Source organism: Burkholderia sp. SRS-25 (assembly GCF_004343765.1).
Classification (GTDB): domain Bacteria; phylum Pseudomonadota; class Gammaproteobacteria; order Burkholderiales; family Burkholderiaceae; genus Burkholderia; species Burkholderia contaminans.
In genome coordinates this window covers 1-13,083 of the sequence record NZ_PTXM01000041.1, presented here as the reverse complement: position 1 = coordinate 13,083, position 13,083 = coordinate 1, and the positions used below count along the sequence as shown (strand labels likewise).

General features: G+C 68.6%; 11 protein-coding genes. 8 read left to right on the top strand and 3 right to left on the bottom strand.

All coding sequences use genetic code 11. The features are described 5' to 3' along the window. Positions 1 to 12 precede the first annotated feature (12 nt). Positions 13 to 1,347, bottom strand: coding sequence for an FAD-binding oxidoreductase (locus tag C5O79_RS36705; protein ID WP_046548110.1), 1,335 nt, complete (start codon positions 1,345 to 1,347; stop codon positions 13 to 15). A gap of 224 nt (positions 1,348 to 1,571) precedes the next feature. On the opposite strand from C5O79_RS36705, the gene C5O79_RS36700 reads away from it, so the two are divergent. Both C5O79_RS36700 and C5O79_RS36695 read left to right on the top strand, forming a co-directional pair. Beyond that, on the top strand, positions 1,572 to 2,426 hold the full coding sequence (locus C5O79_RS36700) for a helix-turn-helix domain-containing protein (protein ID WP_006485970.1): 855 nt from the start codon (positions 1,572 to 1,574) through the stop codon (positions 2,424 to 2,426). A 125-nt stretch (positions 2,427 to 2,551) separates the two neighbouring features. Further along, positions 2,552 to 4,219: an ATP-dependent helicase gene (locus C5O79_RS36695; RefSeq protein ID WP_131932265.1), complete on the top strand. Its 1,668-nt coding sequence runs from the start codon at positions 2,552 to 2,554 to the stop codon at positions 4,217 to 4,219. A gap of 74 nt (positions 4,220 to 4,293) precedes the next feature. Here the strand turns inward: C5O79_RS36695 and C5O79_RS36690 are convergent, their stop codons facing one another. Continuing rightward, positions 4,294 to 5,853, bottom strand: coding sequence for a methyl-accepting chemotaxis protein (locus C5O79_RS36690; protein ID WP_047849759.1), 1,560 nt, complete (start codon positions 5,851 to 5,853; stop codon positions 4,294 to 4,296). Between the two features lie 230 nt (positions 5,854 to 6,083). Between C5O79_RS36690 and C5O79_RS36685 the strand changes: the two genes are divergently transcribed. Further along, the gene (locus C5O79_RS36685) at positions 6,084 to 7,598 is read left to right on the top strand and encodes an MDR family MFS transporter (RefSeq protein ID WP_047849758.1); all 1,515 of its coding nucleotides are present in this window, start codon (positions 6,084 to 6,086) and stop codon (positions 7,596 to 7,598) included. Between the two features lie 64 nt (positions 7,599 to 7,662). On the opposite strand, the gene C5O79_RS36680 is transcribed toward C5O79_RS36685, so the two are convergent. Next, positions 7,663 to 8,661 (bottom strand): quinone oxidoreductase, encoded by a 999-nt coding sequence (locus tag C5O79_RS36680; RefSeq protein WP_122476203.1) that lies wholly within the window; start codon positions 8,659 to 8,661, stop codon positions 7,663 to 7,665. 130 nt (positions 8,662 to 8,791) lie between these two features. On the opposite strand from C5O79_RS36680, the gene C5O79_RS36675 reads away from it, so the two are divergent. The 5 genes from C5O79_RS36675 to C5O79_RS36655 form a co-directional block, all read left to right on the top strand. Next, positions 8,792 to 9,664, top strand: coding sequence for a LysR family transcriptional regulator (locus tag C5O79_RS36675; protein ID WP_047851030.1), 873 nt, complete (start codon positions 8,792 to 8,794; stop codon positions 9,662 to 9,664). An 87-nt stretch (positions 9,665 to 9,751) separates the two neighbouring features. Next, on the top strand, positions 9,752 to 10,312 hold the full coding sequence (locus C5O79_RS36670; protein WP_046548115.1) for a GNAT family N-acetyltransferase: 561 nt from the start codon (positions 9,752 to 9,754) through the stop codon (positions 10,310 to 10,312). Positions 10,313 to 10,321: 9 nt separating this feature from the next. Further along, positions 10,322 to 11,161: a MerR family transcriptional regulator gene (locus C5O79_RS36665; RefSeq protein WP_046548116.1), complete on the top strand. Its 840-nt coding sequence runs from the start codon at positions 10,322 to 10,324 to the stop codon at positions 11,159 to 11,161. A 126-nt stretch (positions 11,162 to 11,287) separates the two neighbouring features. Continuing rightward, positions 11,288 to 12,271, top strand: coding sequence for a sulfonate ABC transporter substrate-binding protein (locus C5O79_RS36660; RefSeq protein ID WP_122476205.1), 984 nt, complete (start codon positions 11,288 to 11,290; stop codon positions 12,269 to 12,271). Positions 12,272 to 12,581: 310 nt separating this feature from the next. Continuing rightward, positions 12,582 to 13,083: pyridoxal-phosphate dependent enzyme (locus tag C5O79_RS36655; protein ID WP_131932272.1), on the top strand; the 502-nt coding region annotated here is incomplete at its 3' end.

The following is a 13,083-nucleotide window of genomic DNA, read 5'->3' as shown; positions in this document are numbered from 1 at the left end:
CCGGCTCGTTCGCTACAGCATGCTGCGCGGCCGCACCATCGTGCCGTCGACGAAGCGCTGCGCGCGAAACGCCGACAGGTCGAGCGACGGTGCGCCCGTGTCGATCCATTCGGCAAGCAGCCGCCCGACGATCGGCCCCATCGCGAAACCATGGCCGCAGAACCCCGTCGCAATCGCCAGCCCGGACGGCGCGCCCGGCGCATCGATCACCGGTATGCCGTCGGGCAGCACGTCGATCAGGCCGGCCCAGGCCTCGACGATCTGCGCGTCCTTCAGCGCGGGAAAGATCGCCTTGAGCTTCGCGAGCGCGCGCGGCGCATGCGCGCGATTCGGCTGCGGCTGCGGATCGCGCGGCTCGATCGGCCCGGTCGCCCCGTTGATGCGGGCAAGCGCATCGCGCCATGCGGCCCCGTTCAGATGCAGCCGGAATTTGTCGCGCTGCGACCAGAACTCCGGCCAGAACACGCTCAACCCGCGCAAGTGGCCGAGCGTCAGGTCGACGTCGACCTGCATGTCGTCGGCAAGATTGATCGCACCGTTCTTGCGCTGCCGGATGCCGAGCCCGTGCCCCCACACCGTCGACGCAGACACCGGCGGCACCACGTTGGTGCGCATGCAGGTGCCGCGCACGGCCTGTTGAGGGAGCCGGATGCCGACGCCATCGAGCAGCCGGAAGCTGGTCGCGCCGGCCGCGCAGATCACGCGCCGCGCGCGGATCGTGCCGCGCTCGGTCACGACGCCGACCACCGCGCCGCCGGCCGTCTCGATCGCGGTCACGCCGCAGCCTTCGAAGAAACGCGCACCCGCCTCCGCGGCGCGCGCGGCGAACGCGGCGGCCACGCGACGCGGCTCGGCCTGCCCGTCGGTCGCGGTGTACAGCCCGCCGAGCGTGCGTGCGTCCGGCGAAAGGCCGCTGACGCGCTCGTCGATCTGCGCGCGCGTCAGCGTACGCGTGTCGAGCCCGTGCTCGCGCGCGACGGCGAGCCACGCGTTGAACGACGCCCAGTCCGTTTCGTTGTCCGCAATATAAAGACAGCCGCCCTGCCGCCATTCGAGATCGAAACCGAGGGTTTCCTCTAACTCCTCCCAGATCTTCATGCCGGCCATCATCAGCGGCACCTCGGCCGCTTCGCGCCCCTGCTGCCGCACGAAGCCCCACGCACGGGTCGACTGCTGTCCGGCGATGCGCGACTTGTCGAGCACGACGGCCTTCAGGCCGCGCAGGCCCAGGTAATACGCGGCTGCGCAGCCCATGATGCCGGCGCCGGCGATCACGACGTCGGCTTCAAGCGGGAATGGCGTGTCGGCGAGGGTCAGGGCATCATGCAGCGGATAGGTTGTCGTCATTGTTTCCTGTCAGGCGTCAATGCATTCGAATGTGGGCGGCGGCGGTAACGTCGTGACACACCTTTCACACAAACGCACCTTTCACCACGCTGAATAACGACCATTTTGCGGTAAAGTTATCTTTTCTGCGCGTGGCCGGTCGGCTCGCCCCTGGACGTCATGAAGACTGTCCGTCGAGACTGCCGCAAGGCGTCGTTCTGAACGTCACGATCCGTTCCCGTAGCATGACCACTGAAGCAATCACCACGGATTCCCTCGCGGTTGCCGAGCGCGTGCGCGAGCTGATGACCCGCAACGGCATCGGCAAGCGCCAGCAGACCACCGAGCTGTGCCGCATCCTCGACCTGAGTTTCTCGCAAGGCCACCGCAAGCTGCGCGGCAGCAGCCCCTGGACGCTCGCGCAGATCAAGAAAGTCGCCGAAGCGTACGGCGAACCCGCCGCGCAGCTGTTCGGCGCGCAAACGCTCGACCCCGGCATGGTCGGCGCCTATTCTCAGGAAGCCGTCCTTTACGCGGGCGTCGCCGAGATTCCGTGCACCGCATGGATCGGCGCGCCGCTCGAAGCCGGCGCGCGCCCCGAATTCGTCGCGTACGAACAAAACGGCCGCTGGCGCGTGCTGCGCCACACCGGCGTGCTGTACCAGAACGCTTACGACGTGCACAAGATCGAGATCTATCCGCGCCGCGCGGAAAGCGACAAGCTCGTCGTCGCGGTGATCGACCCCGATCGCGTCAGCGCGACCGAGCTGTGCCGCTATCTCGAACGCCAGGGTTTCGCAACCGCCGCATTCGACGGCCTCGCGCCGTTCGTCGACGCGCTGCAGGGCCAGGCGTTCGACGCGGTCCTGACCGAATGGCTGTTCGACGACAGCACGGCCGCCACTGCGATCAAGGCCGTGCGCACGTCCGACAACCCGGGCGCGCCGATCTTCGTGCTGACCGGCGACCTGCTCACCGGCCGCGCGAGCGAAGCCGACATCAGCGAAGTGATCCGCGCGTTCGACGTCGTCTGCTACGAAAAGCCCGCGCGCATGGCAATCCTCAGCGCCGATCTCGCGAAACGGCTCGCCCGCGGATAAGCCCCCGGGCCGCTCCTCCTCCGGTCGGCCGGCGTCCGCGCGGCACGGCGGTCGTGAACAGGTGCATAGCTCAGTACAATAGCCGCACCCGTTCACGCCCACGCCGGCATCCGCCGCCCGACGCCATGGCCCGCCTCATCCCCGACGACTGGAAAAGCCTCGCCGCGACCGGCGCGGCCGAACGCGAGCGCGAAACGCTCGCCGCGCTCGAACACGCGCTGCCCGACAGCTACACCGTGTATCACGGCGTGCACTGGACCCGCGCCGACCAGGCGTTCTCGGTATTCGGCGAGGCCGCGTTCGTCGTCGTGAGCCCGGCCGGCCGCGTGCTGCTGATCGAGCAAAAGGCCGGCTTCCTGCGCGAAACGCCAAAGGGGCTCGTGAAGGTCTATCTGCAGAAGGAACGCAATGTCCCGATCCAGCTCGCGCGCACGCAGGAAACCCTGCATCGGCGCCTGACGGCCGCGCTCGGCGCGGGCGTCTACGGCGTCGAGGCGCTGCTGTACTGCCCCGACTACTCGATCCGCGACGCATCGATCGCCGGCGTCGCGGCCGACCGCATCGTCGATGCGTCGCGCAAGGCGCAGCTCGCGCAGGTGATCCTGCAGATCCTGCCCGAGGACGACGAGCATTTCCCGAACGCGCCGAAACTTCACCACTACCTCGCGGACGAGCTCGCGCTCACGCCCGACACGAGCGCGCTCGTCGGTCAGGCCGGCACGCTCGTCACTCGGCTGTCGGGCGGGCTCGCCGCGTGGGCGCGCCAACTCGAATTCACGCCGTTCCGGCTGCGCGTCACCGGCACGGCCGGCTCGGGCAAGACGCAGCTCGCCGTGCAGGCGATGCGCGATGCGGTCGCGGCCGGCAAGCGCGTGCTCTACGTGTGTTTCAACCGGCCGCTCGCCGACTACATCGCGCGCATCGCGCCGCCCGGCGCGAAGATCGCGAACTACCACCAGCTGTGCGACTGGGTCGCGCGCGACGGCGGCTATACACCCGACTTCCAGGTGCCCGGCGAATTCGAGCGGCTCGAGGCGCGCTTCGCGGCAACGCCGATTCCGGGGCACTGGCGCTTCGACGTGCTGGTCGTCGACGAAGGGCAGGATTTCCATGCACCATGGGCGGCCGCCCTGGAGCGCTTGCTGGCGCCGGACGGCGCATGGTGGTGGCTGGAAGATCCGCTGCAGAACCTGTACGTGCGCGAGCCCGTCGCGCTGCCGGGCTGGGTCACGCTGAAGGCACTCACGAACTACCGCAGCCCGCGCGACCTGCTCGAATTCGTGCGCGACATCGTCGGCCGGGTCGAGCCGCTGGCGGCCGAGCTGCGCTCGGGCAGCCCGTTCGACGGGTCGGATCCGTCTGTCTCGTCGTACGGGGAAGAAGGCGCGTCGGGAGACGCACTGGCCGACGCCTGCATCGACGCGACCAAGCGGGCGATCACGCACGCGCTGTCGCTCGGCTTCCGCAAGCAGGACATCGCGGTGCTGTCGTATCGCGGCCGCGAAGGCTCGGTGCTCGCGCCGCTCGATCAGCTCGGCCCGCACCGGCTCAAGAGCTTTACCGGCAAGTACGACCTGTTCGGCAATCCGGAGTATCGCGAAGGCGACGTGCTGCTCGATTCGATCTACCGCTTCAAGGGCCAGTCGGCACCGTGCGTGATCCTTACCGAGGTCGACTTCGACACGCTCGACGCGCGTGCCGCGCGCAAGCTGTTCGTCGGCGCGACGCGGGCGACGATGAAGCTGCTGATCGTCGCGTCGTCGCGCGCGGCCGCGCAACTCGCGGCCGTCTGACGTAACGGGCGGCCGGCAGGCGGGCAAGCGGCCGGCAGGCGGGCAAGCGCCCGCCCGTCGCCGCCCGCGATCGATCAGGCGACGCGGAACGCGCCGACCGCGCGGCGCAACCCGTCGGCCTGCTCTTCCAGCGATGCAGCCGCCGCCGCGGCCTGCTCGACGAGCGCCGCGTTCTGCTGCGACACCTGGTCCATCTGCGACACCGCGCGGTTCACCTGCTCGATCCCGTCGCGCTGCTCGTTCGACGCAGCCGCGATCTCCGTCATGATGCCCGTCACGCGGCCGATCGCCTGCTGGATGTCCTGCATCGTCGCGCCAGCCGTGCCGACGAGCCGCGAGCCGGTCGCGACGCGTTCCACCGATTCGCCGATCAGCGTGCGGATTTCCTTCGCCGCCGACGCCGAGCGTTGCGCGAGCGTGCGCACCTCGCCCGCGACCACCGCGAAGCCGCGGCCCTGCTCGCCCGCGCGCGCGGCTTCGACCGCCGCGTTCAGCGCGAGGATGTTGGTCTGGAACGCGATTCCCTCGATCGTGCCGATGATGTCGGCGACCTTCTGCGAGCTCTGGTCGATCTCGTTCATCGTACCGATCACTTCGCCAACCACCGTCGCGCCGCGCGTGGCGATCTCGCTCGCGGTATCCGCGCAGGCCTGCGCTTCCATCGCATTGTCAGCGTTCTGCTTCACGGTCGCGGTGAGTTGCTCCATGCTCGCGGCCGTCTGCTGCAGCGCGGACGCCTGTTCCTCGGTGCGCTGCGACAGGTCGGTGTTGCCTGCCGCGATCTGGTGCGTCGCCGTCGAGATCGCTTCGGAGCCCTGGCTGACCTGGCGGACCGTATCCGCGAGGCTGCGCTGCATGCCGGTCACGCCCTTGACCAGCTCGGCCATCTCGTCCCGCGACGACCAGCGCACTTCCGACGTCAGGTCGCCGTCCGACAGGCGGCGGAAGTGCGACAGCAGGCGGTTCACCGGCTGCGTGATCGCATAGTGCAGGCCGATCGCGCAGCCGAGGCACGCGGCCAGGCCGAATGCGATACCGGCGATCGCACCCGCGCGCATCCAGCCGTAATAAGTTTGCGCGGTGTCGTACACGTCCTTGCCGCGTGCGACCTGGTACGCATCGAGCGCATCGGTCGCCTGCGTGAGCGCGACCGACAGCGGCGGCGCAACCGACATCAGCAGCCGGTCGGCCTCGTCGCGACGGCCGTCGCGCACCGCGTCGATCATCGGCTTCAGCGCCTGCCCGATCAGCGCCTGGCGCGCGGCGTCGAGGCGGCTCGCGAGCGGGCCTTCGTCGCCGTCGTGCGGCATCGACGCGTAGCCGCGCCAGGCGGTGTCGGCCTTCGCGAGATAGCTCTCGGCCTTCTTGACGAGATCGGGCACTTCCGGCGCTTCCGGATGCAGCATCGCGCGGTCGAGCGTCGTGCGCACGATCGTCAGGTTCAGGCTGGCCGCCGACAGCGCGGTCTTTGCAGCCAGTTGCTGCGTATAAGCCTCGTCGAGCGCGCGGTTCGAGCTCTGCATGCCGGCGAGGCCAATCAGCCCCGACACGACGAGCAGCACGGCGACGAGGCCGAGCGTGGAGAAGATCCGCGTACGGATCGAGAAACGGGAAAACAGGGCGTTCAGGTTCATGACGGGACGTGAGCGGTGAAAAGTGCCGCGGCAATCGGTCCGCAGCACTCTGTATTACGGTTTGCCTGCAAAAAACTTGAGCCGGTCCCCGCTTTCCCCTGATCCCGGTCAATTTTCCAGGCCTGCAATCTCCTGTTACGGTTGCAACACATCGAGGCTGGGCAGAAATTGACCAGTCAACTATCTGTGGCTATAGTTCGACACAATTCCCTGCCATGGCAGATATCTCGATGACAACCGACACCCTCCTCACTTCGCCAGCCGCCGAAACGGCCCGCCGCGACGCGCCGACCGGGCTGATCGTCGGCGCGCTGCTGCTCGTCATGCTGCTGTCCGCACTCGACCAGACGATCGTGTCGACCGCGCTACCGACGATCGTCGGCGAGCTCGGCGGTCTCGACCAGTTGTCATGGGTGGTCACCGCGTACCTGCTCTCCTCCACCGTCGTGCTGCCGCTCTACGGCAAGCTCGGCGACCTGTACGGCCGCAAGATCGTGCTGCAAGCCGCGATCGTGCTGTTCCTGGCGGGCTCCGCGCTGTGCGGCGTCGCGCAGGACATGACGCAGCTGATCGTGCTGCGCGCGCTGCAGGGGCTGGGCGGCGGCGGCCTGATGGTCGTCACGATGGCCGCGATCGGCGATCTGGTGCCGCCCGATCGCCGTGCGCGCTACCAGGGGATGTTCGGCGGCGTGTACGGCCTCGCGACGATCATCGGCCCGCTGCTCGGCGGCTTCCTGGTCGAGCACCTGTCGTGGCGCTGGATCTTCACGATCAACCTGCCGCTCGGCTTTCTCGCGCTCGCGGTGATCGGCGTCGCGTTCCGGCCGCACACCGCGCACGTGAAGCACCGCATCGACTACATGGGCGCCGCGTTCCTCGCCACCGCCCTCACCTGCGTGATCCTGTTCACGAGCGAAGGCGGCTCGCTGCTGCCGTGGACGTCGCCGCAACTGTGGATGACGCTCGTGCTCGGCGTCGTCGCGATCGGCGGCTTCATTTACGAAGAGCGGCTCGCGGCCGAACCGATCATGCCGCTCGAACTGTTTCGCCATCGCACCTTCGTGCTGGTCAGCCTGATCGGCTTCGTCGTCGGTATCGCACTGTTCGGCTCGGTCACGTTCATCCCGCTCTACCTGCAGGTCGTGAAGGGCTCGACGCCGTCGCAGGCCGGGATGCAGCTGCTGCCGATGATGGGCGGGATGCTCGTGACGTCGATCGTCAGCGGCCGGCTGATCTCGCGGCTCGGCTCGTACCGGATGTTCCCGATCCTGGGCACGCTGACCGGCGGCATCGCGATGGCGCTGCTGTCGACGCTGACGCTCGATACGCCGCTGCACACGATGTACGCGTACATGGCGCTGCTCGGGATCGGCCTCGGCATGGTGATGCCCGTGCTGACGCTCGCCGTGCAGAACACGGTCGAATTCCGGCACATGGGCGTCGCGACGTCGGGCGCGACGCTGTTCCGCTCGATCGGCGGTTCGCTCGGTGTCGCGGCGTTCGGCGCGCTGTTCTCGCACGGGCTGCAGTCGCGGGTGATGGCTGCGCTGCCGGCCGGCACGGAGCTGCCGCCGGCGCTCGGCCCGGCCGCCGTTCACCAGTTGCCGGATGCCGTGCGCGACGCGTACCTGCACGCGTTCGCCGGCTCGCTGCATGTCGTGTACCTGGCCGCGGCGACGGTCATCGCGATCGCGTTCGTGCTCGCGTGGTTCGTCGACGATGCGCCGCTGCGCAAGCACAACTGAGCCTCCCGTGGAGCGGATCGCAATGCGAGCATCGAGCCGCATCGCGATCCCGATCCGCCCGCGGTCAAGGCACCAGCACGACCCCTCCCGTCGTCGCGCGCGACTCCAGCAACCGGTGCGCATCGGCCGCCTGTTCGAGCGGCAGCCGCGCGCCGATCTCCACATGCATTCCGCCCGCCAGCCGCTCGAGCGTCGCGCGCGCAGCCTCCCGATAGCCGTCGACGTCACGCGCGATGAAGCCGAGCACGCTCGGCCGCGCCAGCGCGATCGAGCGCGCCGGCCCCAGTTCGTCGAGATCGAACGTCTGCCGCGCACCGATCGCGGCCACCTGCCCGATGCTCGCGACCATCCCGAACGGACGGACCGCGCCGAGCGTGCGCGTCAGCACATCGCCGCCGATCCCGTCGATCGCAAAATCGACTCCCGCGCCGCCGCCGAACGCGCGTGCCGCCGCGACGAAATCCTCCTCGCGGTAATCGACGACCGCCTCGGCGCCATGCTTGCGCGCGAGCGCGGCTTTCGCGGCCGACCCGACCGTGCCGAACACCCGCGCGCCGAGCGCCCGCGCCCATTGCGTCGCCAGCAGCCCGACGCCGCCGGCCGCCGCATGCACGAGCACGGTGTCGCCGGCGACGACCTGCCGGACACGATGCAGCAGCATGTAGACGGTGATTCCCTTCAGCAGCCCGGCGGCCGCCGCGTCGTCGCTCAGGCCGTCGGGGACCGGCAACACACGCTCGGCCGGCATCGTGCGCAGGCTCGCATAGCTGCCGGTCGGCATGCCCGCATACGCGACGCGCTGGCCGGGGACGAGATCCGTCACGCCCGGCCCGACCGCGTCGATCACGCCGGCCGCCTCGACACCGAGCGCATCCGGCAGCGCAGGCAACGCGTGCGCGCCCGTCCTGAAATAGATGTCGACGAAATTCACGCCGATCGCGGTCTGGCGAATCCGCACTTCGCCGGCACCGGGCGGCGCGACAGGCGCGTCGACGCGGCGCAGCACCCCGGCGTCGCCGTAACGGTCGATCCCGATCCGGATGGCGGTGGCAGTCTGGGTCATGGCGTCCTCTCACAATCGAATTGAAGTGACACGATCATCCCATCGTGCATAATCGAACGGAATTCACGCCAAGCGCCCATCTACTGTGCAAAATTCGACCGATCCGGATCCCGTTGCGTCCGCGCTGCCAATGAGCTGGGACGACATCCGCTATTTCCTCGCGGTGATGCGCGGCGGCAGCCTGTCGGCCGCCGCGCGGGCGCTGCAGGTTCAGCATTCGACGGTCGCGCGGCGCATCGACGCGCTGGAGTCAGCGCTCGGCATCCGGCTGTTCGACCGGCTGCCGCGCGGCTGGCCGCCGACCGATGAAGGGCTGCACCTTGCCGAGCACGCGGCACGCATCGAAACCGACGCGCACGCGTTCGCGCGCGCCGCCCAGGGCGCAGCAGCGCTCGACGGCGTGGTGCGCGTATCGGCGTCACCGGTGTTTGCCAGCCACTTCCTCGCGCCGCGGCTCGCCCACGCGCAGCGCGCGTGGCCTGCGCTGCGCATCGACCTGCTGGGCGAGATGCACGCGGCGAACCTGTATGCGCGCGAAGCCGACCTAGCCGTGCGGCTGTCGCGGCCGACCGAGCCGGGGCTCGCCGCGCGCCGGCTCGGCACGATGCGCTTCGCGCTGTGCGCGTCGCCGGAATGGGCGGACGCGCCGCCCGACACCTGGCCGTTCGTCGGCTACGACGACGCGCTCGCGCAAACGCCGCAGCATCAGTGGCTCGCCCGCTTCGCGGCCGGCCGCCGTTTCGCGTTCGTCACCAATGACCTTGCTGCGCAGCATCGCGCATGCGCGGCCGGCGCCGGCGTCGCGCTGCTGCCGCGGTTTCTCGTCGACGATCCGGCTGCGCACGCCGGTGCGTCACTCGTCGAGCTGACGGCCGCGCCGCGTTGCGACATCGAGCGCGAGATCTGGCTCGTCGTCCACCCGGACGTGCGCCGGTCGCCGCGCGTGCAGCGCGTTGCCGACGCGATCGCCGAAGCCGTTCACGCGGCGGACGGCCGGCTATAGGCGGCCGCCTCCGCACCCTGCTTTGCCGCGCGCTGCGGCGGCTGGCATAGTAGCGTCTTGCGTTCTGAATTCACCGGACCTGCCGCCATGCCCACCACCCCCGCCTGCGTCGTTCGCGACGCAACCGACGCCGACCTCGATGCGATCCACGCGATCTATGCGCACCACGTGCACCACAGCGTCGCATCGTTCGAGGAAACGCCGCCCGACGTCACCGAACTCCGCGCGCGCCGTGCCGCGGTGCTACGCGACGGGCTGCCGTATCTCGTCGCCGAATGCGACGGCCGCGTAGCCGGCTACGCGTACGCGACGCCGTACCGCACGCGCCGCGCGTACCGCTTCACGATCGAGGATTCGATCTACATCGACGATGCGCAGCGCGGGCGCGGAATCGGCCGCGCGCTGCTCGCCGCGCTGATCGAACGCTGCGAGGCCGGCCCGTGGCGGCAGATGATCGCGGTGATCGCCGACGGCGGCATCGGAGGCTCGACGTCGCTGCATCGCGCGTTCGGCTTCGAGCCGGCCGGCACGCTGAAGGCGGCCGGTTTCAAGCACGGCCGCTGGATCGATACGGCGCTGCTGCAACGGCCGCTCGGCGACGGCGCGAACACGCTCCCCGTCTCGCCTGAGCCTCCCGCGTCGCGCTAGAATGGCCGCATGTCAAAACAGACTCATTCCACACCCGACGAGGCAGCGCCGGATTCCCGCAACGAGTACACGGTCGACGAACTCGCGCGCGTGTCCGACACGACCGTGCGCAATGTCCGCGCGTACCAGGATCGCGGTTTGCTCGCACCGCCGGAAAAGCGCGGCCGCGTCGGCATCTACGACGACACGCACGTCGCACGCCTGAAGCTGATCAACCACCTGCTCGCGCGCGGCTATACGCTGTCGAACATCCAGGACCTGATCAAGGCGATCGACGAAGGCCACGACCTGCGTTCGATCCTCGGCCTCGAAAACGCAATCGGCGGCCGCTGGTCGCACGAACTGCCGAAGACCTATTCGCTCGCCGCGCTCGCGCAGATGTTCGGCCCGCAGGCCACCACGCAGCTGTCACGCGTGACCGAACTCGGCCTGCTCGAACGACGCGGCCTGTCGTTCGTTGCCAAGAGCCCCGCGCTGCTCGAAGCGGCTGCCGCGATGACGAAGGAAGGCATCCCGCCGCGCGAGCTGCTCGACGTGATCAGCCTCGCGCGGCCGCATTTCGACGCGATCGCGCGGCTGCTCGTCGATCTCGTCGTGAAGCGGCTCGACCGCTACGATGCGGGCACGCTGCCGCCCGCCACCGACGTACCCGAGCTGGTCGACGCGATCTGGCGCCTGCGCCCGCTCGCGGCCGTGTTCGTCGAAGGCGAGACGAACCGCGCACTGGAAACCGCGGCAAGCGCCTATCTCGGCGGCCGCGTCGCGACGATCCTCGACAAGAAGCTCAGCGACGAGGCCGCGCGGCAATCCGGCACACCTTCACCGGAAAACGGCAGCGACGAAGCATAGGCGCGCCGCCGTCATATTGATATCGGCAATGCTTCGTTTGCGGGCGCAATCGCCCATGCGACGATTCTTCCAACCAAGCGGCACCACCGCCGCTCGCCCGAAGACGTTTTGCATGGAGTCCGTTCGATGATTCGTTTCACCCGCTGGATCGCCCGCACCGCGGCCGTCACCACGCTCGTCGCGCTGTCCGCGGCGTCAGCCTTCGCGCAAGGCGGCGCCGACAAGGTCGTGCGCATCGGCTACCAGAAGGCCGGCCTGCTGTCGGTCATCAAGGCGCAAGGTTCGCTCGAAGCGCGGCTCAAGCCGCTCGGCTATGGCGTGCAATGGTTCGAGTTCCCGGCCGGCCCGCAACTGCTCGAAGCGCTGAACGCGAACAGCATCGACTTCGGCTATACGGGCGCGCCGCCGCCCGTATTCGCACAGGCGGCCGGCGTGCACTTCGTCTATGTCGGCGCGGAACCGCCGGCGCCGCACAACGAAGCCGTGGTCGTGAAGGCCGATTCGCCGATCCGCTCCGTCGCCGGCCTGCGCGGCAAGAAGGTCACACTGCAGAAGGGTTCGAGCGCGAACTACCTGCTGCTCGAAGCGTTGAAGCGGGCCGGTGTGCGCTACGACGAAATCCGCCCCGTGTATCTTCCGCCAGCCGACGCGCGCGCCGCATTCGAGAGCGGTAACGTCGATGCGTGGGTCGTCTGGGATCCTTACTATGCAGCCGCGCAAAACGCGCTGAAGGTGCGTACGCTGTCCGACTACACGGACCTCACTGCAACCAACAACTTCTACGAAGCGACGCGGGACTTCGCGCAGCAGCACCCCGACGTGGTCGGCGCGATCCTGAAGCAGGCGCGCGAGACCGGCCAGTGGGTCAACTCGCATCCGGCCGACACGGCCGCGCTGATCGCACCCAAGGTCGGCCTGCCGCAACCGCTCGTCGAGACGTGGATCAAGCGTGTCCCGTTCGGCGCGGTGCCGCTCGACGAAAAGATCGTCGCAGCCCAGCAAGGGGTTGCAGATGCGTTTTATGCGGCGAAGCTGATTCCGCAGAAGCTGAACGTGGCCGACAACGCATGGGTCGACAAAAATGTTCAGAGTGCGCTCGCGGCGAAGTAGCGCATACCGCGGCGCGGCCTGGCTCGTTGCTGGTCGAGGATTACCGGGGCATTCGATGCGAAGTGCCTGCGACCGAGCTGCCACGATGGCCGCCATTCGCTCAATGCAGTTGACAACTGCCGCCGCTATGGTTGATGCTTCAAGACATGAGTTGCCGAGCCTTCACCATTGCGCTGATTATTCGCACCATTCTTCGAATGGTGGGTTAGCGCGCATCCGGCTCAATGACGATAACCCGCCCCTGAGGCGGGTTTTTTCATTTCCGCCCAGGGCATTTCAAACCCGCCCTCGAAAGGAAGTGACCGTGTCTCTGTACCGAAGCTCGCCTGACGCTTGCACCGCGCTTGCCGCGCAAGCCCGACCTCCAGTCGACTACGTCAAGAAAATTCTCACTGCCCGTGTCTACGACGTCGCGCGCGAGACCGAACTCCAACCCGCCCGCAACCTGTCGGTCCGGTTGCGCAACACGGTCTACCTGAAGCGCGAGGACAACCAGCCGGTGTTCTCGTTCAAGCTGCGCGGCGCGTACAACAAGATGGCGCACATTCCGGCGGAAGCGCTCGCGCGCGGCGTCATCACGGCGTCGGCCGGCAACCATGCGCAGGGTGTCGCGTTCTCGGCGGCGCGGATGGGCGTCAAGGCCGTGATCGTCGTGCCGGTCACGACGCCGCAGGTGAAGGTGGACGCGGTGCGTGCGCACGGCGGCCCGAGCGTCGAGGTGATCCAGGCCGGCGAGTCGTACAGCGACGCGTATGCACACGCGGTCAAGGTGCAGGAAGAGCGCGGTCTCACGTTCGTCCATCCGTTCGACG